Origin of the sequence: Rugamonas aquatica (assembly GCF_009380215.1) — a bacterium.
Classification (GTDB): Bacteria; Pseudomonadota; Gammaproteobacteria; order Burkholderiales; family Burkholderiaceae_D; genus Rugamonas; species Rugamonas aquatica_B.
On record NZ_WHUG01000003.1, the window covers coordinates 530908 to 551335 of the forward strand.

19 protein-coding genes are annotated in these 20428 nt (G+C 63.8%); 14 read left to right on the forward strand and 5 right to left on the reverse strand.

Annotated features, from left to right (window positions below; all coding sequences use genetic code 11):
* The first annotated feature begins 185 nt into the window (after positions 1-185).
* From GEV02_RS10415 to GEV02_RS10440, 6 genes are all read left to right on the forward strand, one after another.
* Complete coding sequence (locus GEV02_RS10415; protein ID WP_152837913.1) at positions 186-1727, forward strand: ABC transporter ATP-binding protein; 1542 nt, start codon at positions 186-188, stop codon at positions 1725-1727.
* Complete coding sequence (locus GEV02_RS10420) at positions 1714-2802, forward strand: ABC transporter permease (RefSeq protein WP_174999039.1); 1089 nt, start codon at positions 1714-1716, stop codon at positions 2800-2802. The genes GEV02_RS10415 and GEV02_RS10420 overlap by 14 nt, the downstream gene beginning before the upstream one ends.
* A complete protein-coding gene (locus GEV02_RS10425) occupies positions 2799-3725 on the forward strand; it encodes an ABC transporter permease (RefSeq protein WP_152837914.1) in 927 nt (308 codons plus the stop codon). The genes GEV02_RS10420 and GEV02_RS10425 overlap by 4 nt, the downstream gene beginning before the upstream one ends.
* A gap of 161 nt (positions 3726-3886) precedes the next feature.
* Positions 3887-5509, forward strand: coding sequence for a methyl-accepting chemotaxis protein (locus GEV02_RS10430; RefSeq protein ID WP_152837915.1), 1623 nt, complete (start codon positions 3887-3889; stop codon positions 5507-5509).
* 96 nt (positions 5510-5605) lie between these two features.
* Positions 5606-6448 carry a hypothetical protein gene (locus tag GEV02_RS10435; RefSeq protein WP_152837916.1) on the forward strand — a complete coding sequence of 281 codons (843 nt, stop codon included), beginning with the start codon at positions 5606-5608 and terminating at the stop codon, positions 6446-6448.
* A 5-nt stretch (positions 6449-6453) separates the two neighbouring features.
* Positions 6454-6768: a 2Fe-2S iron-sulfur cluster-binding protein gene (locus tag GEV02_RS10440; RefSeq protein ID WP_152837917.1), complete on the forward strand. Its 315-nt coding sequence runs from the start codon at positions 6454-6456 to the stop codon at positions 6766-6768.
* Here GEV02_RS10440 and GEV02_RS10445 read toward each other — a convergent pair.
* Positions 6713-7615 carry an AraC family transcriptional regulator gene (locus GEV02_RS10445; protein ID WP_152837918.1) on the reverse strand — a complete coding sequence of 301 codons (903 nt, stop codon included), beginning with the start codon at positions 7613-7615 and terminating at the stop codon, positions 6713-6715. The genes GEV02_RS10440 and GEV02_RS10445 overlap by 56 nt on opposite strands.
* A 110-nt stretch (positions 7616-7725) precedes the next feature.
* Here GEV02_RS10445 and GEV02_RS10450 point away from each other — a divergent pair, with 110 nt between their 5' ends.
* A complete protein-coding gene (locus tag GEV02_RS10450; RefSeq protein ID WP_152837919.1) occupies positions 7726-8262 on the forward strand; it encodes a carboxymuconolactone decarboxylase family protein in 537 nt (178 codons plus the stop codon).
* Positions 8263-8267: 5 nt separating this feature from the next.
* On the opposite strand, the gene GEV02_RS10455 is transcribed toward GEV02_RS10450, so the two are convergent.
* Positions 8268-8588 (reverse strand): hypothetical protein, encoded by a 321-nt coding sequence (locus GEV02_RS10455; RefSeq protein WP_152837920.1) that lies wholly within the window; start codon positions 8586-8588, stop codon positions 8268-8270.
* Positions 8589-8676: 88 nt separating this feature from the next.
* Here GEV02_RS10455 and GEV02_RS10460 point away from each other — a divergent pair, with 88 nt between their 5' ends.
* Both GEV02_RS10460 and GEV02_RS10465 read left to right on the forward strand, forming a co-directional pair.
* Positions 8677-8946 carry a ubiquitin family protein gene (locus tag GEV02_RS10460; protein WP_152807728.1) on the forward strand — a complete coding sequence of 90 codons (270 nt, stop codon included), beginning with the start codon at positions 8677-8679 and terminating at the stop codon, positions 8944-8946.
* A 1-nt stretch (position 8947) separates the two neighbouring features.
* Positions 8948-10036 (forward strand): WD40/YVTN/BNR-like repeat-containing protein, encoded by a 1089-nt coding sequence (locus GEV02_RS10465; RefSeq protein ID WP_152837921.1) that lies wholly within the window; start codon positions 8948-8950, stop codon positions 10034-10036.
* Positions 10037-10042: 6 nt separating this feature from the next.
* Here GEV02_RS10465 and GEV02_RS10470 read toward each other — a convergent pair whose 3' ends face one another.
* Positions 10043-10648 carry a TetR/AcrR family transcriptional regulator gene (locus tag GEV02_RS10470; RefSeq protein ID WP_152837922.1) on the reverse strand — a complete coding sequence of 202 codons (606 nt, stop codon included), beginning with the start codon at positions 10646-10648 and terminating at the stop codon, positions 10043-10045.
* A gap of 87 nt (positions 10649-10735) precedes the next feature.
* On the opposite strand from GEV02_RS10470, the gene GEV02_RS10475 reads away from it, so the two are divergent.
* Positions 10736-11800 carry an MBL fold metallo-hydrolase gene (locus GEV02_RS10475; protein WP_152837923.1) on the forward strand — a complete coding sequence of 355 codons (1065 nt, stop codon included), beginning with the start codon at positions 10736-10738 and terminating at the stop codon, positions 11798-11800.
* A gap of 1 nt (position 11801) precedes the next feature.
* On the opposite strand, the gene GEV02_RS10480 is transcribed toward GEV02_RS10475, so the two are convergent.
* Both GEV02_RS10480 and GEV02_RS10485 read right to left on the reverse strand, forming a co-directional pair.
* Positions 11802-12143: a hypothetical protein gene (locus tag GEV02_RS10480; protein WP_328595778.1), complete on the reverse strand. Its 342-nt coding sequence runs from the start codon at positions 12141-12143 to the stop codon at positions 11802-11804.
* A gap of 135 nt (positions 12144-12278) precedes the next feature.
* Positions 12279-14753, reverse strand: coding sequence for a TonB-dependent receptor (locus GEV02_RS10485; RefSeq protein ID WP_152837924.1), 2475 nt, complete (start codon positions 14751-14753; stop codon positions 12279-12281).
* Positions 14754-14982: 229 nt separating this feature from the next.
* On the opposite strand from GEV02_RS10485, the gene GEV02_RS10490 reads away from it, so the two are divergent.
* The 4 genes from GEV02_RS10490 to GEV02_RS10505 all read left to right on the forward strand — a co-directional run bounded on the left by GEV02_RS10490 (position 14983) and on the right by GEV02_RS10505 (position 20418).
* A complete protein-coding gene (locus tag GEV02_RS10490) occupies positions 14983-15990 on the forward strand; it encodes a LacI family DNA-binding transcriptional regulator (protein WP_008443810.1) in 1008 nt (335 codons plus the stop codon).
* 97 nt (positions 15991-16087) lie between these two features.
* Positions 16088-18412: a glycoside hydrolase family 65 protein gene (locus GEV02_RS10495; RefSeq protein ID WP_328595779.1), complete on the forward strand. Its 2325-nt coding sequence runs from the start codon at positions 16088-16090 to the stop codon at positions 18410-18412.
* The gene (gene pgmB, locus GEV02_RS10500) at positions 18409-19050 is read left to right on the forward strand and encodes a beta-phosphoglucomutase (RefSeq protein WP_152837926.1); all 642 of its coding nucleotides are present in this window, start codon (positions 18409-18411) and stop codon (positions 19048-19050) included. The genes GEV02_RS10495 and pgmB overlap by 4 nt, the downstream gene beginning before the upstream one ends.
* Positions 19051-19149: 99 nt before the next feature.
* A complete protein-coding gene (locus GEV02_RS10505) occupies positions 19150-20418 on the forward strand; it encodes an MFS transporter (RefSeq protein WP_152837927.1) in 1269 nt (422 codons plus the stop codon).
* Positions 20419-20428 lie beyond the last annotated feature (10 nt).

The following is a 20428-nucleotide window of genomic DNA, read 5'->3' on the forward strand; positions in this document are numbered from 1 at the left end:
TGTATTGTGTACGAAACGACTTTGTTTTGTCCTCATTTTCGAGCGCTGTGCACGTTTTTGGTGAGGAAGTGTGTCATATTTAGTGCACTCTTCTGCCCAAAACGGCGCGTTTCCGGCGCACCGTGCGTGGCATGTTAATTGCGTCTGATGTTGTATTCAATTTGTATACGATGAGGGAAGCGCCGATGACAGAGCCGCGCCTGAAGATGCTGGGCATCTCCAAGATCTACCCTTCCGTGGTGGCCAACGCCGCCGTCGACCTGACCGTCATGCCCGGTGAAATCCATGCGGTGCTGGGCGAGAACGGCGCCGGCAAGAGCACGCTGATGAAGATCATCTACGGCGTGACCAGGCCCGATGAAGGCCAGATCATGTGGGAGGGGAAGCAGGTCCACATTCACTCGCCGCACGATGCGCGCAAGCTGGGCATCGGCATGGTGTTCCAGCACTTCGCGCTGTTCGAAACGCTGACCGTGGCCGAGAACATCGCGCTGGCGTTGGACGACCACGTGACGCCGGCCGCGCTGGCGCCGCGCATCCGCGCCGTGTCCGAGCAATATGGCTTGCCGCTGGATCCGCAACGGCTGGTGCACAGCATGTCGGTGGGCGAGCGGCAGCGGGTGGAGATCGTGCGCTGCCTGTTGCAGTCGCCGCGTCTGCTCATCATGGACGAGCCGACGTCGGTGCTGACGCCGGACGCGGTGCTCAAGCTGTTCGAATCGCTGCGACGCCTGGCCTCCGAAGGCGTGAGCATCCTGTACATCAGCCACAAGCTCGATGAAATCCAGTCGCTGTGCGACAAGGCCACCGTGCTGCGAGCGGGGCGCGTGTCCGGCACCGCCAATCCGAAAGAGGAAAGCGCCAGGTCGCTGGCGGAGCTGATGATAGGCCGCGAACTTCCCGTCTGCGTGCACCAGCCGCGTGAGCCGGGCGAGGTGCTGCTGTCGCTCGACCGGCTCAATGTGCGCAGCGACGATCCGTTCGGCACGCGCCTGAAGGACATCAGCCTGGCGCTGCGCAGCGGCGAGATCGTCGGCATCGCCGGCATCTCCGGCAACGGCCAGCAGGAACTGTTGAAGGCCATCTCCGGCGAACGCCCGCTGGCTGCGGGCAGCGGCGCGATCAGCCTGTGCGGGCGGGACGTGGGCAAGCTCGATGCGGCGCAACGCCGCCAGCTGGGCCTTGGCTTCGTGCCGGAAGAGCGGCTGGGACGCGGCGCCGCGCCCGAGCTGTCGCTGGCCGATAACGCGCTGCTGACCGGCTATCTGCCGGCCGCCAACACCGGCATGGTCCGGCGCGGATTGATACAGCGCGGCGCGGTGCGCGAGTTCGCGCGCAAGGTGATCGCGCGCTTCAACGTCAAGTGCGGCGGCGAGCAGTCGGCGGCGGCCAGTCTGTCCGGCGGCAATCTGCAGAAGTTCATCGTCGGCCGCGAGATCGCGCTGGCGCCGAAGGTGATGGTGTTCGCGCAGCCGACATGGGGCGTGGACATCGGCGCCGCCATGCTGATACGCCAGGCCATCATCGACATGCGCGACCAGGGCGTGGCGGTGCTGGTGCTGTCGGAGGAGCTGGACGAATTGTTCATGATGAGCGACCGCATCGCCGTGCTGGCGGATGGCCGTTTATCACAGGTGGTGACAGCATCTGCCACCAGCATCAACCAGATCGGCGTGTGGATGAGCGGCGATTTCGACCACCAGGGAGCAGACCATGTCGCGGCTTGAACGACGTCCCGAACCTTCGCGCCGCATGATGCTGGCGTCGCCGCTGATCGCGGCGGCGGCCATGCTGCTGACCGGCTCCGCGCTGTTCTTCTTCATGGGGCAGGAGCCGCTGCATGCCTTCTACGTTTACTTCATCAAGCCTTGGACCACGCTGTACGGCGTGGGCGAACTGCTGCTGAAGGCGACGCCGCTGATCCTGTGCGGCGTGGGCCTGGCGATCGGCTTCCGCGCCAACGTCGCCAACATCGGCGCCGACGGCCAGCTGACGGTGGGGGCGATCGCGGCCGGCGCCGTCGCGCTGTATTTCGACGAGGTGCAGGCGTGGTGGGTGCTGCCGCTGATGCTGGCGGCGGGCGCGCTGGGCGGCATGCTGTGGGCGGCGATACCCGCGCTGCTGCGCACGCGCTTCAACACCAGCGAAATTCTCGTGAGCCTGATGCTGGTGTACGTGTCGTATCACTTGCTGAGCTATCTGGTGCACGGGCCGATGCGCGATCCGGCCGGCTTCAACTTCCCGCAGTCGAAGATGTTCAGCGACTCGGCCACCTTGCCGCTGCTGGTGGAGGGCTTGCGCCTGAACGCGGCCTTCATCCTGTCGCTGGTCGCGGCCGGCGCGGCCTGGTTCTTCTGCAAGCACACGTTTGCTGGCTACCGCATGCAGGTCAGCGGTATGGCGCCGGCCGCCGCGCTGTACGCGGGCTTCAGCGAGCCGCGCAATGTGTGGCTGGCCTTCATGGTCAGCGGCGCGCTGTCGGGCATCGCCGGCGTCGGCGAGGTGGCGGGGCCGCTGGGACAGATGCAGCCGTCGGTGTCGGCCGGCTACGGTTTTGCGGCCATCATCGTCGCCTACGTCGGCCGCCTGCATCCGCTGGGCGTGGTGCTGTCGGCGGTGCTGATGTCGCTGCTGTACATCGGCGGCGAGACGGCGCAGATCGAACTGCAGGTGCCGTCGGCGATCACCGGCATGTTCCAGGGGCTGCTGCTGTTCTACCTGCTGGCCGCCGACCTGTTCATCCACTACCGCTTCAAGCCGCACCATCGCCGCTTGCCCGTCACCGCCGGAGAAACCGCATGATCAGCACCGAACTGTTAATCGCCTTCCTCGCCAGCACGGCGGGCGCCGCCACGCCGCTGGTGGTGGCCTCGATGGGCGAGCTGGTGACGGAGCGCTCCGGCGTGCTCAATCTAGGCATGGAGGGCATGATGCTGGTGGGCGCGGTGGTGGGCTTCGGCGTCACGCTGGGCACGGGGCAGATGTGGCTTGGATTGCTGGCGGCGATTGCGGCCGGCATGCTGATGTCGCTGATCTTCGGCTTCCTGGTGCTGACGCTGCAAACCAACCAGGTGGCCACCGGGCTGGCGCTGACCTTGTTCGGCATCGGGCTGTCGGCCTTCATGGGGCGCGGGCTGGTGGGGCAGACGGTGGAGCCTATGCCGCATCTGCACTTCCCGCTGCTGTCGGATGTGCCGTTCGTCGGTCCGCTGCTGTTCCGTTTTGACGCAATGGTGTACGGTTCTGTCGCACTGGTGCTGGTGATCGGCTGGATGCTGGCGCGCACCCGCATCGGACTGGTGATACGCGCGGTGGGCGAGTCGCCGCACAGCGCGCATGCGATCGGCTATCCGGTGATCGGCCTGCGCTACGGCACTGTGCTGTTCGGCGGCGCGATGGCCGGTTTGGGCGGCGCTTATCTGTCGCTGGCGCTGACGCCGATGTGGGTCGAAGGCATGACGGCGGGACGCGGCTGGATCGCGCTGGCGCAGGTGGTGTTCGCGACGTGGAAGCCGCGTGGCGTGATGGTGGGCGCTTATCTGTTCGGCGGCGTAACGGTGTTGCAGTTCCACGGGCAGGGCATGGGGCTGGATATTCCATCGGAGTTTCTGGCGATGCTGCCCTACCTCGCCACTATCGTCGTACTAGTCATCATTTGCCGGAATCCGCAAGCAATCTTGTTGAATAAACCCATGTCCTTGGGCCAAAACTTCAAGCCGGATTGAGAGATGTTGCGTTCGCACACAGGAAAATTGATCTAGATCAAAAATCCCCGTCAAAAATCTGCGGTAGACATTCCAGGCGACAATTGGTGACTTTGTCGCCTGGATAGCGCCACTATTCTGGACTCGTTGGCCACTGGCCAAATAACGATAAAGGAACGGCCATGCGCATCAACAGTCCTATCACTCAAAACGAGTACCTGATGGAGGATGGCAAGACCATTGTCTCCAGCACCGATTTGCAGGGCAACATCAACTACGCGAATCCGTATTTCATCGAGGTCAGCGGGTACACCGAGCAGGAGTTGCTGGGCGCACCGCAGAATATCGTGCGCCATCCTGACATGCCGGTCGAAGCCTTTGCCGATCTGTGGCAGACCATCAGGAACGGCATGCCGTGGACCGGGCTGGTGAAGAACCGCTGCAAGAACGGCGACTACTACTGGGTGCTGGCGAATGTGACGCCGGTGATCGAGCAGGGCAAGCCGGTCGGCTATCTGTCGGTGCGGACCAAGCCCAGTCGCGAGCAGGTGCGCGAGGCCGATGCGCTGTACCGCCAGTTCAAGGCCGGCAATCCGCAGCGGCTGCGCATCGTCAACGGGCGCGCGGTGGCGACCGGCATCGCGGCGCGGGCGGCGGGCTTGATGCGGATGTCGCTGGCGCGCCAGATCGGCGTGGCGACGCTGCTGACCGGCGGCGTGCTGGCCTTGTTGGCCTTTGCCTTGCTGGGCCTTGGCGACGCGGGCATCGCTGCGGCGCGCAGCGGCTTGGGGGCGCTGGCCTTGTGCGCCATGCTGGGCATGGCGTGGTTCGGCCGCAGCCTGTATCTGAACGTGGCGCTGCCCTTGCGGCAGGCGACGCGTGCGGCGCGCATGATGGCGGGCGGCGATCTGACGGCGGCCTTTGACATCCAGCGCGACGATGAAGTGGGCCAGCTGCTGGCGGCGCTGCGGCAGACCAATATCAACCTGCACAGCATCATCGGCGACGTGCGCGCCAACTTCGACGAGATCTCGGTGGCGACTGGCGAAATCGCCGACGGCAATCTGGATCTGTCGGGCCGCACGGAGTCGCAGGCCTCCAGCTTGCAGCAGACCGCGGCCAGCATGGAGCAGCTGACATCGACCGTCCAGCAGAGCGCCAGCAACGTCGCCAGCGCCAACCAATTGGCCGGGCAGGCGTCGGCGGTGGCGGCGCAGGGCGGCAGCATCGTGTCGCAGGTGGTGTCGACGATGGACGATATCAGCGCCTCGTCGAACAAGGTGCTGGACATCATCGGCCTGATCGACGGTATCGCCTTCCAGACCAATATCCTGGCGCTGAATGCGGCGGTGGAGGCGGCGCGCGCCGGCGAGGAGGGACGCGGCTTTGCCGTGGTGGCCAGCGAGGTGCGCAGCCTGGCGCAGCGCTCGGCCACGGCGGCCAAGGAAATCAAGGTGCTGATCGACCAGTCGATCCAGAAGGTGCAGGCCGGCACGGCGCTGACCAACAGCGCCGGCGTGACGATGAACCAGGTGATCGAATCGGTGGACCGGGTGTCGCGCGTGATGGAAGAGATTTCGAATTCCACGCGTGAGCAGAGCGATGGCATCAACCAGGTCAACCAGGCGGTGATACAGATCGACGACATCACGCAGCAGAACGCGGCGCTGGTGGAGCAGGCCGCTGCCGCCGCAGGCAATCTGGCGCAGCAGACGCGTTGCGTGTCGCAAGCGATGGCGGTGTTCAAGCTGCAGGGCGGCCTGGTGGTGCCGCAGACCACGGCGGTGGCGTTAAGGGTTGCATGATATATAATTTCGGCGCGAATCCGCGCACAGCCCTTCTTCTTTCGAGCCATGCTACTTGCCCGTCACTGTCGCTTTCTTTTTCTCTTAACTTCGGCGGTGGCATCGGCAAGCGCCTGCGCATCGGGCACGGCGCGTATCGAATGGATACGCGCTGAAATCGTCCCGGGCGAAGGCAAGGTCAACGCGGCGCTGTTCATGCCGGTCAAGCTCAACGGCGCGGACTGCCGCGCACAGCTGGACACGGGCGCGCCGGGCATCGTGCACTTCCACCAATCGTTCGATCGCAGCGCCGCGCGGCCGCTCGTGGTCGAGGCGCTGGGGATACGGCACGAAGTCGACGGGCCGCCTAACCTTGAGGCCGGCGAGGGCGGCTGCCCGAAAGGCTTGCGCATCTCGCTGGGCAATCAGTTTTTCGAACAAGGCACGCTCACCATCGACCTGAAGCGGGAGCAATTGAGTTTCGCACCAGGCTCCACGCTGGCGGCCGACGCCAAGGCCGTGCCGTTCTTCTACCCGCAGTGGGATGTGAATTCCTCCGGCGGCGGGCATGTTGTGATTGAGCTGGGCGACGGCCAGGGCCGCAAGCGTTACGCGATGCTCGATACCGGCGCGGCCAGCTTCGGCATTTCGGCGCTGACTGCCGAATCGTGGCGCCAGCTCACCGGCAAGGAGCTGGCAGCCGGCCCCGGCGTCACCAGCTACAGCGTGAGCAGCTGGGGCAAGGCGCTGCCGTGTTATCGCGCGCGCTCCGCCACCCGCTTCGAGCTGGGGCAGGGCCAGGCGCTGGAAAACGCCGACGTGTCGTATTGCGAAGCCCCGGCCTTCAAGCCCGGCCAGAAGCTGGCGGCACTGATTGGCTTGCGTAATTTTTCCAACCACACCATCACCATCGACTATCCCGCGCGCCGCTTGCGCTTTGCCGCGGTGACGGCGGAGTAAGCAGCATGACGGGCGCGGTCAGGGTCACGCTGGCACGGCAAGGCTGGGCTTTCGATGCGCCGGCGCCGGCGACCGTGCTGCAAAGCGCCGAGCGCGCCGGCGTGCGCCTGCCCAGCTCCTGCCGCAACGGCACCTGCCGCACCTGCATCTGCCTGAGCACCAGCGGCACGGTGCGCTACCTGATCGAGTGGCCGGGCCTGAGCCTGGACGAAAAGCGCGAAGGCTATATCCTGCCCTGCGTGGCCATCGCCGAAACTGACCTGGTCATCGAGGCGCCCGCCGCCTCCAGGCTCCCGGCCCCATCCGATACTGGCGCTTGAAGGCGCGGTGGAAGGCCGCTTCGGACTGGTAGCCCACCGCTTCGGCCACGTCGCCCGCCTGGCGGCCGGCATCCAGCAGGCGCGCAGCCTGCGCCATGCGCAGCCGCGTTAGCACGGCGGCCGGTGCGGCGCCCGCCGCCTGCCTGAACAGGCGCGCGAAGGTGGCGCGCGACATGTGGCAGGCCGCCGCCAGTTTCTCCAGCGTCCAATCCTGCTGCGGCGCGGCCAGCATGCCGTTCAGCGCCGCCTGTAGACGGCGCTCCGCCAGCACGGCGAACAGTCCCGGCGCCGCCATCGATTGCTCCAGCCACCCGCGTATCAGCAGCGCGAACAGGGCGGACGCCAGTTGCCGCACGATGGCTTCCGAGCCGGCGCGCGGCGCCTCGGCCTCCGCTTGCAGCATGGCGATCAGGTGGCTCAGGCCCTGGGTGTCGGCGCGGCCGGCGGTGCGCACCACCAGCATGGGCGGCAGCGCGGCCAGCAAGCCTTCGGCGCCGTCTTCATCGAAACGGAATTCGCCGCACAGGATGTCGGTGGCGGGGCCGTCGCCGTCGTTGCCTTCGTAGCGCAGCAGGCCTGGCGCTGTGTGCAGGGCGGAGGCTTGAGCGGGATCGCCGATGTAGAGCCGGTGCGCGCTGCCGTGCGGGAAGACGATCAGATCGCCCGCCTGCAGCGCCGGGCCGTCGGCGCCGTCCACCAGCGCCGTGCCGCGCACGATCAGGTGATAGGGGGCGACGCCGCCGGCGGTGGCGCCATGGTCCAGCACCCAGGGGGCGCCGAAGTGGCAACGCGTGTCCAGCGCGGTGCGCATCGGGTACAGCGAGAGCAGGTGGCTGAGCGTGTCCATGGCAGTCTGGTTTGAGACGAATGAGCAAATTATAGATTGATTTGAGCATTCATCATCTCATGCCGCAGGCCTACACTGTTTCCATACCAACTCACCTGAAAGGAAACATCATGTCCCGCCTGCATACCCCCGTCGTTTCGGAAGCCACCGGCCACGCCGCGCAGTTATTCACCGCCATCAAGGGCGCGATCGGCAAGGTGCCGAACGCCTATGTCACGCTGGGCGGCAACAGCCCGATCGCGCTGGAAACCGCGTTGAACATGGATGCCGCGCTGCGGCTAAGCAGCCTGTCGGCGCAAGAAGTGGAAGTGGTCAAGCTGGCCGTGAGCCAGGATGCGCAGTGCGATTACTGCCTGGCCGCGCATACGCTGGCCGGCCGCAAGTCCGGCCTGAGCGGCGAGGCCATGCTGGCCGTGCGCCATGGCAGCTCCAGCGGCGATGCGCGGCTCGATGCGCTGGCGGGTTTTGTGCATACGGTGGCGACCACCCGTGGCGAGGTGCCGGCGGAAGTGGTGGCCGCGGTCCGGCAGGCCGGCTACAGCGATGCGCAGATCGTCGACGCGCTGCTGGCGGTTGCCGCCATCACCTTCACCAACCTGTTCAATCGCGTCAACGCGACGCCGCTGGACTTCCCCGCCGCGCCTTGAGCGCCTCAGGCTGCCGGGCCGTCGTCGCGCTTGCGCAGGCGGCTCAGCAACGCGTCGGTCGATTCGCTGAGCGGCACGCCGTGGCGCCGCATCAGCTGGATATTCAGCACCATGTTTTCCAGCACCAGCTTGGCCGCCACGGCCAGTAGGGTCAGGTGCTTGTCTTCTTCGCTGAAGCTCTCCATCGCCTCGGCCATCTCGCACAGGTGGTTGGAGATCAGGCCGCGCAGATCGTGTTCGTCGAACGGCAGGTCGGCGAAATCGATCGGGTCTTCCTTCTCCACTTCCTCCATCAACAGTTCCAGCTCTTGCGGTGTGATCGTCATGCAGTGCTCCGTTAGTTGAGGCGTTTTCATTTTATGCGAAACGGGCATAGAATCTGAATTCCCGTCGATCAAACCAATAAGCACAACGATGGCGCAACTCATTTTTACCCAGCAACTGGGCCGCTTCATGGATGTGCCGCAGGTGGAGACCGAGGCGGCCGATCTGCGCAGCGCCCTCGACGCCGCCTTTGCCGACCACCCGCGGCTGCGCGGCTACGTGCTCGACGAGCAGGGCCAGTTGCGCGAAAACGTCGTCATCTTCATCGACGGCCAGCGCACCCGCGAGCGCAAAATATTGAACGACGCGCTGGCTCCCCTATCCAAAGTCTATATCCTGCAAGCTCTCTCTGGAGGTTGACATGTCCGACCGCGCCTACATCGGCACCCGCAAAGGTCTGTTTGAAATCTACCGCACCCATGAGGCGTGGCATATCGATCAGCAGCACTTCCTGGGCGACCCGGTGTCGATGGTGCTGCCGGACCGGCGCGACGGCACGCTGTACGCGGCGCTGAACCTGGGCCATTTCGGCGCCAAGCTGCACCGGCGCGATGCGGGCAGCGACAACTGGGTGGAGGTGGCCGCGCCGGCCTTTCCTACTAAACCAAGCGACTCCGCCGATCCGGTCGAGTGGACGGTCAAGCAGATCTGGTCGCTGGCGGCGGGCGGGCCGGACCAGCCTGGCGTGCTGTGGGCCGGCACCTTGCCGGGCGGCCTGTTCCGCTCGAACGACCGGGGCGAGAGCTGGAAGCTGGTGGACGGGCTGTGGAATGTGCCGGAGCGCGCGCAGTGGATGGGCGGCGGCTACGACGTGCCGGGCATCCACAGCATCTGCGTCGATCCGCGCGACAGCCGGTCGGTGCTGGTCGGCGTGTCCTGCGGCGGCGCCTGGCTGACCACCGATGGCGGCGAGAGCTGGTCGTTGCGCGCGCAAGGCATGAAGGCCAACTATATGCCGCCTGAAATGGCGGACGTGCAGCAGATACAAGACCCGCACCGCATCGTGCGCTGCCCCGGCGAGCCGGACAAGCTGTGGTGCCAGCATCACAATGGCATCTGGCGCTCGGTGGACAATGGCGCAAACTGGACGGAGGTGCACAGCGCGCCGCTGTCGAATTTCGGTTTCGTGACGGCCGTGCATCCGCGAGACGGCGAGACGGCGTGGTTCGTGCCGGCCGAGGCGGACAGCAAGCGCATCGCGGCGCACGCGGCATTGGCCGTCACCCGCACCACCGATGGCGGCAAGCACTTCACCGCCTGGCGCGGCGGCTTGCCGCAGCAGCATTGCTACGATCTGGTGTATCGCCACGGCCTGGCGGTCAGCGATTGCGGGCAGATCCTGTTGATGGGATCGACCACCGGCGGCGCCTGGCTGTCGGAAGATGGCGGCGGCCAGTGGCAGACCATCTCCACCACCTTGCCGCCGATTTACTCGGTCAGTTTCGCTTAGCCGAACTTACCCGGCGTAGGCCAGGAACATATCGACGGTCGCTTCGACCACTTTCTTTTGCATGGCCGCGTCCAGCGGCGGCTGGTTCAGCGTCACTTGCGGCCAGAAGGCGAAGGTTTTCAGCTGGCCCGTCAGCATCTGCGGCGTCAGCATGGGATCGGCCTTGAGCAGCTTGCCGTCGGCCTGGGCCGCGCGCAGCCAGACCACGGCTTCTTCTTCCTTGCGGGTCAGCCGCGTCACCATTTCCTGCGCCCGCTCGGGCGAATGGATGGATTCGGCGATCGCCACCCGCGCCAGGTCGAGGAAGTAGCCGTCCTGCAGCATGGCCATCTTTTTCCACAGCAGATCGAGCAACTGGTCGCGCAGCGGCACGGCCGGATCGTAGGGGCGGGCTTCCTGCTCCGCAAAACTATTCCACAACTCATGCAATATTTGCGCGAACAGTTCGTCTTTACTGGGGAAGTGGTTGTACACCGTGCGCTTGGAAACACCGGCGGTGGCGGCGATCTTGTCCATGCTGGTCGATTCGAATCCGCTGACGCGGAACTCGGCGATGGCGGCTTCGACGATGGCCTGGCGTTTGCGGTCGGTCAGTTTGAGGGGCGTGTTCATGGCTTTATTTTACACCGACTAGTTTACTTTTCAAAAAATAAGAACTACACTGTGTAGTGTACATTATCAATCCAGGAGTCGCCCATCATGACTTATCAATCCGTTACCGCTGAATCCGCCCTCGACGGCCTGTCCGTGCCCAGCGCGCCGCGTACCCGCGACGGCAAGTTCCGCAATCCGGTGAAGATGCACCAGATGGGCTTCTTCAAGTCGCTGGGCGTCATGCTGCGCTTCGCCTTCGACAAGCCGAAGGACACCGTGCCGCGCCAGGCCATCCCCGTTCATGCGATCACGCAGCAGCAGTTATTGGATGCTCCGGATCGCAGCCTGTTCCGCCTCGGGCATTCGACGGTGCTGCTCAAGCTCAACGGCCATTTCTGGCTGACCGATCCGGTGTTTTCAGAGCGCGCGTCGCCGGTGCAGTGGGCCGGGCCGCAGCGTTTCCATCAGACGCCGATCAGCATCGAGGAGCTGCCGCCGATCAAGGGCATCATCCTGTCGCACGACCACTACGATCACCTGGACTACGCCGCCGTGATGAAGCTGGCCGCCAAGACCGAGCATTTCATCACGCCGCTGGGCGTGGGCGACCGTCTGATCGCCTGGGGCATCCCGGCCGCCAAGGTGCAGCAGCTGAGCTGGTGGCAATCGACCCACGTGGCGGGCCTGAAGCTGGTGGCGACGCCGGCCCAGCACTTCTCCGGCCGTGGCCTGAGCGACCGCAACAAGACGCTGTGGGCGTCGTTCGTCATCGAGGATCGCGACGTGAAGGTGTTTTTCAGCGGCGATAGCGGCTATTTCGACGGTTTCAAGGAAATCGGCCGCAAGTTCGGTCCCTTCGACCTGACCATGGTGGAGACCGGCGCCTACGATCCCCAGTGGCCGGATGTGCACATGCAGCCGGAGGAATCCTTGCAGGCCCACATCGATTTGCGCGGCAAGGTGATGCTGCCGATTCATAACGGCACCTTTGATTTGTCGCTGCACGCGTGGCACGACCCCTTCGACCGCATTGCCGAGTTGGCGGCGGAACGCCGTCTGCCATTGGCCACGCCGGAAATCGGCCAGGCGCTCGATATCCGCCTGCCGCTGGCCGACGGAAAATGGTGGGAACGGGTGAAGGAACAGGAAGCGGCGATGGCCGCCGCCTGAGTCAGGCAACGACGTTAATCAGCTTGCCGATGGTCTCGCCCTGCGCGTTGATCTGCGGCTTGGGCGGCGCGGCCAGGTCGGCCGGCAGCACTTGCTGCGCGCGTGACGGTTTCTCTATCGCATTATTCAAATTTGGGGCTGGCGCCGCTTTCAACGGCGGCGCGGACGCCTGATCGCTCTCGCGCTGGCTATCGCTCAGCGTCTGCTTGTCCTTGGTCAGCTGCTGGCGGCTTTGCTCCAGCCGGTTGGCATCCTGGCTTACGCGTGTCTGGTCCGTTTGCACCTGCCTTTCGGCCTGTGCTATCGATGCCTGCAGCGCACTGACGGACGTTACGGAAGCCACAATCTAACCTCTAGGCAAAAATTCTGGGCATGGTAAGGCAGAATCGTGATGAACACGATCCATTGCAGATTAGGCCAGAAAAACAAAAAAGGCAAGGCGAACTACGCCTTGCCTGTGAGGGAGGGATGGAACAGTTTAGAAGCGGTACAAGACCGAAGCTTCCCAGGTACGGCCAAACAGCGGACGTGCGTTGATCGGACCGGTGCCGCCGGCGGTCAGGCGCGAATTGCCCTCGGTCAGCCCCAGTTCGTTGTTGAGATTGGTGCCGCTGAGGCGCACTTCGATCTTGTCACCCAGCGAGAACAGCACGCCGGCATCGATGGTGCGGTAGGACGGTAGGTATTGCTGGTTAGCCTGGTCGGCCCAACGCTCGCCGATCGAGGTGTAGGTCGCGTAGAGCTTGGCCGAATTGCCGTCGCCGAAAGGAATCTTGTAGGTTGGCGTGAAGCGGAATTGCAGCTTCGGCTGGCGCTGGACGGTTTTGCCGGCGGTGTCAGGATTGTCGCGGTATTCCGATTTCTGGTAGTCGCCGGTCAAAGCCAGTTGCAGGTTTTCGATAGGGCGCACGGCCAGTTCGAATTCCACGCCGTTGCCCTTGGAGCCGCTGATCGAATGCAGCTCGCGGCCGTCGGCCAGCACTTGCGAGAAGGCGATGCCGTCGAATTCCGTGTGGAAGGCGTTGATGTAGGCGCTGTACATCTGGGTCGCGGTCTTGAAGCCGATTTCGTACTGGCTCACTTTCGGCGTCGGCAGGATGCCGCGGTCGTCGACCGCTTTCTGGTTGCCGGCGCCGCGCAGATCATCGAAGGAGATGAAGGTGTGGCCACGGTTGGCGCGTACGAACACGGCCGTATCCTTGGCCAGCTTGTAGTTGCCGCCGATGGTGAAGGAGTTGGCGCTGTCGGTGCGGCTCAGGTAGGTGTTCGAACCGTCCGGCATCGAGGTGCCGTTGTTGTACACGGTCAGCGGATTGTTGTCGGTGTCGGCCGAGGTCAGGTTGGAGATCGTGCCGCTGATCTTCTGCTGTTCATGGCGCATGCCGAAGTCGATCTTGATGCGGTCGTTGACCTTCCACTCGTCGGAAACGAAGGCGGCGGTATTACGGCCGTCATACGAGGCGACCGGCGCGTAGAACACATTGCCGTCGGTGCCGTTCTTCGACACGACCACGCCGTTGTTCAGGGTGACGTTAATCAGGCTGGCCTGCGGCACGGCCGTCATCAGGTGGCTATTGCCCAGGTACCAGACATCATGCGACGAGTAGTCGGCGAAGTAGCCGCCGACGGTGACGGTGTTGCCGTGGCCGATGTCCTTGCTGACGCGCAGCTCATCGGTAAACGATTTTAATTGTTTTTCCACCGACCACAGGCCGGCCTGCACCACCTGCTGGCTGCCGTCGACCGCGCCGCCGTGCACATAGGTCGCCGTGCCTGCCGTGGCCAGCTTGCCGCCGGCCGCCGCGACGGTTGCCGCGCTGCCGTTGGCCGAGGCGATGGCCGCCTTCAGGTAATCGTTCATCGACAGCGGGTTGTTACCTGTGAACATGGCGTTGGTGTTGAGGTCGCCGTCGAAGCGGTTGAACTTGTTCGATACGCTCCACTCGCCGATCTTCTGGTCGAAGTCGGCGCCGAACACGGTGGCTTTCAGGCCACGGCCATCGGCCAGGTCGCGGTTGAGCGTCTTGCCCGGTGCGGCTTCGATGGTGAAGTTGCGCATTTCGCCGCTCATCAAGGTGCCGGTCAGCGCATTGAAGCCGGGGAATTGCGAGATCGTGTGGCCGCCGTTGCTGGAGATCAGCGGCACGCCGGTGTAGAAGGCGTTCTTGTCGTCGGTGTTGCGGACGTACATGGTCAGCTTGCCGTCGTCGAGCTTGCGGGTCAGCGTGGCGGTCAGCTGGTGGCCGTCGTCGGCCGGGAAGCCGGCGTCGCGCACGCCATCGGTCTTGCGGTAGAAGCCGCCGACCGAGCCGTACCAGCCGTCGCTGATTTTGCCGCCGTAGTACATGTCGACGCGGCGCAGGCTGCCGGTGCCGGTGGTGAAACGCACCGAGCCGTCCGGCGTGTCCGTGCCTTCTTTGAGGATGAAGTTCATCGTCGCGCCTGGCTGGGCGTTGGACCAGATGGTGGACGGGCCGCCGCGCAGCACTTCAACGCGCTCGACCGTGTCGTCCAGGCGGAAGGCCGACGAGCCTTCGAAGAACGACAGCGTCGGCGGCGGGAAGATCGGGTTGCCCATCAGCTGCACCGAGACGAAAGGCGAATCGCTGCCGGACGGGAAGCCGCGCACTTCGATGTTGGCGCCGGACTGGCCGCCGGTCGATTCCGCATACACGCCCGGCACCAGTTTCATGACGTCGGCGGTGCTGCTGGGCGAGGCTTGTTTCAGTTGTTCTTCGGTGGCGGTGGTGATGGAGAAGGCCGAGTCGACCTTGCGCACGCCGCGTGCCGAGGCCACGCCGGTGACGACGACTTGCTGGACTTCGGCGGCGACTTCCTTGGACGGTACGGGTTCAGTTGGGGCGGCGCTTTGAGCCTGCGCGGCGGTCTGGTTGACGAGCGTGAGGACGGCAGCCGTGACTGCGGATAACAAGAACGGATTCTGGCTTTTCATGTGGTCTGTGCTTTCTTATGGTGTAAATCGTCTCCTGGACGGCGCGCCACCAGCAAAAACAGCCTGCGGTAGTTCCATCCCCATCTTCCGCTTTTCGTGAAGATGGGCCATTGAAACAAGAAATGATATCGATGTCAATCAAAATGTTATCGATGTCATTTTCCGCGACAAACGAAAAATTTCTGTCATAATGCGTGCGCCTACCCTGTTTTCAACCTATGAGCGATCAATGCCTTCGAACAAGTCTGTAGCCCGCAAAGCCGAAACAGCATTGACGATGGAAGACCTGGCCAAGCTGGCCGGCGTCTCCAAGATCACCGTTTCCCGCGCGCTGCGCGACAGTCCGCTGGTGACGGTGGAAACCCGCGAGAAAATCCGCGCGCTGGCCAATGAGCAGGGCTACCGTTTCAACGTCAGTGCGCGCAATCTGCGCATGGGCCGCAGTTATTCGGTGGCGGTTGTGGTGGAAATGACACCCGTGCGCGGCCGGCCGATGTCCGACCCGTATCCGCTGGAGCTGTTGGGCGGCATCACGCAGGAACTGACGACCGCAGGTTACAGCGTGGTGCTGACGTCCAAGCAGTTGATGAACACGGCGCCGGTGCAGGGCGCCGACGGGTTGATCCTGCTGGGCCAGGGCTCGCACGGCGAGGCGGTGCGTACCCTGCAGCAGACCGGCATGCCGCTGGTGGTGTGGGGCGCGCCGGAGCCGGACACCGACTACATCGTGGTCGGTTCGGACAACAGAAAGGGCGGCATCAGCGCCGCCGAGCGCTTCATCGCGCAGGGCCGGCAGAAGCTGGTGTTCCTGGGCGACGTCGACCACGCCGAGGTGCAGGAACGCTGCGCCGGCTTCATCGACGCGATGGGCGGGCGGGCGACGGTGCACATCATCCGTCCCAAGGCCTTCACCTTCGAGGCGGGCTTCGACAGCATCTCTGCGCTGTTGAAAAAGAAGGGCGCCAATTTCGACGGCGTGTTTGCCGCCAGTGATTTGCTGGCCATGGGCGCGATCCGCGCGCTGGCCGAGAAGAATTTGCGGGTGCCGGAGAATGTCTCCGTCATCGGCTACGACGATACGCCCGGCGCGGCCAGTTTCGTGCCGCCGCTGACCAGCGTGCACCAGTATCTGCGCGACGGCGGCGTGTTGTTGGCCAAGAAGATGTTGGGCCTGATCGAAGGCCACCCGGTCGCATCCGAAATGCTGCCGACCACCTTGATGGTACGCCAGACCTAGTTTTCCCGTTTTCCCCCTGAAAAAAGCCAAAAACGTCCAAAAACCGGATTTTTTCAAAATTCAAACCGCTTTGAATCGCATTTTTAAGGAATACGCTGTGCAACAACACACCTATCCCCTCGAAGCCTGGTGCATCCGCGAGACCAGTTTCGACACCGACTCCCACTTTCTCGACGAGACCCTGTTCGCTTTGGGGAACGGCTACATCGGCCTGCGCGGCACCGGCGAGGAGGGCTACAGCGGCCCGGCCGGCACCTCGCTCGATGGCACCTACCTGAATGGCTTCTACGAATCGGAGCCCATCCAGTATCCGGAGGCGGCCTACGGCCTGGCCAAGGTGAACCAGTTCATGCTGAACGTGCCGAACGCGAAGGGCATCGAGCTGTGGCTGGAGGACGAGCGTTTCGATCTGCTGTCCGGCTTCGTGCAGGCGTATGAGCGGGTGCTGGACTTCCGCACCGGCGTGCTGACGCGCACCGTGGAATGGACCTCGCCGCAGGGCCGCAGCGTGAAGCTGCATAGCCGCCGCCTGGTGTGCTTCGAGAACAAGCATCTGTTCGCGATTGAGTTGTCGGTGACGCCGCTGAACTTTGCGGGCCGCGTGCGGCTGGTGTCGTCGCTCGATGGCGCGGTGAAGAACCAGGAAGCCGGCGACGATCCGCGCGTGGGTTCGGCGGTGTCGGGCCAGTCGCTGCACATGGTGGCGCACGAACAGAATGTCGGCTTCGCGGCGCTGGTGCAGCGCACGCACAACAGCGGCTTCATGCTGGTCAGCGCCACCGATACCGAACTGACTGGCGCCGATGCGACCATCGAAATCGCCCAGGTGGAGCAGCGCCTGACGCAGACTTACGAAGTGCAGGCGCAGGCCGGCCAGACCATCACGCTGAACAAATACGGCAGCTATTTCTCGTCGCGTGACTACGCGGAGGCGGAGCTGATGTGGCGCAGCAAAGACACGCTGGCCACCGCCAAGGCCGCAGGCTTCGACGATCTGCGCATGGCGCAGGAGCAGCACCTGGCCGACTTCTGGCAGCAGGCCGACGTGCAGATCGCCGGTGACGACGCGCTCCAGCAGGGCATCCACTTCAACCAGTTCCACCTGCTGCAATCGGTGGGCCGCGACGGCAAGACCAACATCTCCGCCAAGGGCGTGACGGGCGAGGGCTACGAAGGCCACTATTTCTGGGACACGGAGATCTACATCTTCCCCTTTTTCCTGTACTCGAAGCCGGAGATCGCCCGCAAGCTGCTGGAGTACCGCTACGCCGGCCTGCCGAAAGCGCGCGAGCGTGCGCGCCAGATGTCGCATGCGACCGGCGCGCTGTACCCGTGGCGCACCATCGCCGGCGACGAGTGCTCGGCCTACTTCCCGGCAGGGACGGCGCAGTATCACATCAACGCCGATATCGCCTATTCCATCAAGCTGTACATGGAAGCGACCGGCGACCAGGAATATCTGGTGAAGCACGGCGCGGAGATCGTGATGGAGACGGCGCGCATCTGGATGGGCATCGGCAGCTACGACCGCGAAGGACGCTACTGCATCAACCAGGTGACGGGACCGGACGAATACACGGCGCTGGTCAACAACAACTACTACACCAACGCGATGGCGCAGATGCACCTGAACTTTGCGGCGTCGATCGCGGAGCAGTTGCAATCGCAGGCGCCGGCGGAGTTTGCGCGCATCGCCACAGCGACCGCGCTGGCTGCGGGCGAGCCGGCCGAGTGGCGCCGCGCCGCATCGCTGATGAACCTTCCCTACGACGACGCGCTGCAAATCCACGCGCAGGACGACAGCTTCCTGTCCAAAAAAGTGTGGGATTTCGCCAACACGCCGAAAGAGAACTATCCGTTGCTGCTGAACTACCACCCGATGGTGATCTACCGCCACCAGGTGTGCAAGCAGGCCGACGTGGTGCTGGCGCTGCTGCTGCTGTCCGACCAGTTTACGCTGGAAGACAAGCGCCGCGACTTCGACTACTACGAAGCGGTGACGACGCACGATTCTTCGCTGTCCTCCTGCATCTTCAGCATCATCGCGGCGGAAGTGGGCTACGCGGACAAGGCCTACGACTACTTCATGGAGACTGCGCGCCTCGACCTGGACGACACGCACGGCAACACGCACTACGGCGTGCACACGGCCGCGATGGCCGGTACGTGGATGGGCGTGGCGTATGGCTTCGCGGGCATGCGCGTGGTGGGCGGTGAGCTGCATTTCGCGCCGTCGGTGCCTAAGCAATGGCAGCACTACACCTTCAAGATCCACTTCCGCGGCGCGCTGCTGGAGGTGCACGTTGAACCTGGCCGAGCGGACTACCGCCTGCTGCAAGGCGAGACGCTGAACTTTACCCATGGCGGCGAAGCCGTCGCACTGACGCTGTCGCAACCGACGCAATCGAGGAGCTTTGCATGAGCCGCTTTAAAGCCGTTATCTTTGACCTGGACGGCGTCATCACCGACACCGCCCACTATCACTACCTGGCGTGGAAGCGCCTGGCGGAGTCGCAGGGCGTACACTTCGACCACGCCTTCAACGAAAACCTGAAGGGCATCGACCGTATGGGATCGCTGGACCTGATCCTGGCATCCTCGAAGCGCGTGTACACGCCAGAGGAGAAGCTGGCGCTGGCCGACGAGAAGAACCGCCACTACCAGGAGCTGATCGCCACCATGTCGTCGGCCGATCTGTTGCCGGGCGCGGTGCGGGCGCTGGATGTAGTGCGGGCGGCGGGCCTGCGCATCGGCCTGGCCTCGGTCAGCAAGAACGCCTTTACGGTGCTGGGTCGCTTGGGCATCACCGATAAATTCGATTACGTGGTCGACGCGGCGACCATTGCGCGCGGCAAGCCGGATCCGGAGATCTTCCTGAAGGCGGCGCGGGAGCTGGGCGTGGCGCCGGAAGACTGCCTGGGCGTGGAGGATGCGGTGGCGGGCGTGGCGTCGATCAAATCGGCGGGGATGTTCGCACTGGGGATAGGCCATCCCTTTGTGCTCACCCAGGCCGACGTGGTCATCACGAGCCTGGGCGACTTCAATCTCGAATCATACTAGCACGTTGTCACTCCCGCGAAGGCGGGAGTCCATACGCCGCATGGATTCCCGCTTTCGCGGGAATGACGTGCAGGCCATAAAAATAATGGAGACAGCAACATGAAGCACAATCGAATTTTATTAGCGCTATTTCTGATTTACTTTGTATTCGCGATCCTGCTCAACAGCGTGGGCACGGTCATCCTTCAGATCATCAACAACTACGGCATCAGCAAATCCAGCGCCAGTGTGCTGGAAGGGTTCAAGGATCTGCCGATTGCTGCGGTGTCCTTCCTGATCGCGTCCTTCCTGCCGCGCCTGGGCTACAAGAAGGCCATGCTGGCCGGGCTGGCCATCGTCACCGCCGCGTGTGTGGCGATGCCGGTGCTGCCGTCGTTCGCCACCACCAAGCTGCTGTTCTTCTGCGTCGGCGTGTCGTTCGCGCTGGTGAAAGTGTCGGTGTATTCGACGCTGGGCCTGATCGCGGCCGACCGCAAGCAGCACGCCAGCATCATGAACCTGCTGGAAGGTTTCTTCATGGTTGGCGTGTTGAGTGCTTACTGGGTGTTCGGTTACTTCATCGATTCGTCCGATCCGCTGTCGCACAGCTGGCTACAGGTGTACTGGGTGCTGGCCGTGCTGTGCGCGCTGACCTTCGCACTGCTGCTGACCACTCCCTTCAACGAGGACATGGCGGCGCTGCCGGAAGGCCGCAGCATCGCCCAGGATTTCGCCGCGATGCTCAAGCTGTTCTTCAAGCCGCTGGTGTGCGTGTTCGTCATCACGGCGTTTTTGTATGTGCTGATCGAGCAGAGCGTGGGTACCTGGCTGCCGACCTTCAACAACGAGATCCTCAAACTGCCGGCGGCGATGAGCGTGCAGGTGACCAGCATCTTCGCCGCCTGCCTGGCGATAGGCCGGCTGTCGGCCGGGGTCTTGATGCGCAAGTTGAACTGGTATCCGGTGATGAACGCCTGCGTGATCGGGATGGCGGCCATGGTGCTGCTGGCGCTGCCGTTGACGCATGACGTGGTGGCCGATCCCAACATCAGCTGGTCCAGTGCGCCGCTGGCGACCTTCCTGTTTCCGCTGATTGGGCTCTTTATGGCGCCTATCTACCCGGGCATCAATTCGGTGATGCTCAGCTCTCTGCCGAAGAACCAGCACTCGGCCATGACCGGGCTGCTGGTGATCTTTTCGGCGCTGGGTGGCACCACCGGCTCGCTGATCACCGGCTACGTGTTCGGCAACTTCAGCGGCCACTTCGCCTTCTACCTGACTTTGGTGCCCATCTCTATCGTCTTGATTATGTTGTATTTTTTCAAAAAAGCAGTAGATGACGGTGGTGGTGGTTTCGACCCGTCCGCTATAATCAGCGGTCAACATTGAGCAATTGTCT

Excerpts from the sequence above, each read along its gene's own strand:
- GEV02_RS10415 (WP_152837913.1), top strand. The coding sequence starts at position 186 with ATGACAGAGCCGCGCCTGAAGATGCTGGGCATCTCCAAGATCTACCCT.
- GEV02_RS10420 (WP_174999039.1), top strand. The coding sequence starts at position 1,714 with ATGTCGCGGCTTGAACGACGTCCCGAACCTTCGCGCCGCATGATGCTG.
- GEV02_RS10425 (WP_152837914.1), top strand. The coding sequence starts at position 2,799 with ATGATCAGCACCGAACTGTTAATCGCCTTCCTCGCCAGCACGGCGGGC.
- GEV02_RS10430 (WP_152837915.1), top strand. The coding sequence starts at position 3,887 with ATGCGCATCAACAGTCCTATCACTCAAAACGAGTACCTGATGGAGGAT.
- GEV02_RS10440 (WP_152837917.1), top strand. The coding sequence starts at position 6,454 with ATGACGGGCGCGGTCAGGGTCACGCTGGCACGGCAAGGCTGGGCTTTC.
- GEV02_RS10445 (WP_152837918.1), bottom strand. The coding sequence starts at position 7,615 with ATGGACACGCTCAGCCACCTGCTCTCGCTGTACCCGATGCGCACCGCG.
- GEV02_RS10450 (WP_152837919.1), top strand. The coding sequence starts at position 7,726 with ATGTCCCGCCTGCATACCCCCGTCGTTTCGGAAGCCACCGGCCACGCC.
- GEV02_RS10455 (WP_152837920.1), bottom strand. The coding sequence starts at position 8,588 with ATGACGATCACACCGCAAGAGCTGGAACTGTTGATGGAGGAAGTGGAG.
- GEV02_RS10460 (WP_152807728.1), top strand. The coding sequence starts at position 8,677 with ATGGCGCAACTCATTTTTACCCAGCAACTGGGCCGCTTCATGGATGTG.
- GEV02_RS10465 (WP_152837921.1), top strand. The coding sequence starts at position 8,948 with ATGTCCGACCGCGCCTACATCGGCACCCGCAAAGGTCTGTTTGAAATC.
- GEV02_RS10470 (WP_152837922.1), bottom strand. The coding sequence starts at position 10,648 with ATGAACACGCCCCTCAAACTGACCGACCGCAAACGCCAGGCCATCGTC.
- GEV02_RS10475 (WP_152837923.1), top strand. The coding sequence starts at position 10,736 with ATGACTTATCAATCCGTTACCGCTGAATCCGCCCTCGACGGCCTGTCC.
- GEV02_RS10485 (WP_152837924.1), bottom strand. The coding sequence starts at position 14,753 with ATGAAAAGCCAGAATCCGTTCTTGTTATCCGCAGTCACGGCTGCCGTC.
- GEV02_RS10490 (WP_008443810.1), top strand. The coding sequence starts at position 14,983 with ATGCCTTCGAACAAGTCTGTAGCCCGCAAAGCCGAAACAGCATTGACG.
- pgmB (WP_152837926.1), top strand. The coding sequence starts at position 18,409 with ATGAGCCGCTTTAAAGCCGTTATCTTTGACCTGGACGGCGTCATCACC.
- GEV02_RS10505 (WP_152837927.1), top strand. The coding sequence starts at position 19,150 with ATGAAGCACAATCGAATTTTATTAGCGCTATTTCTGATTTACTTTGTA.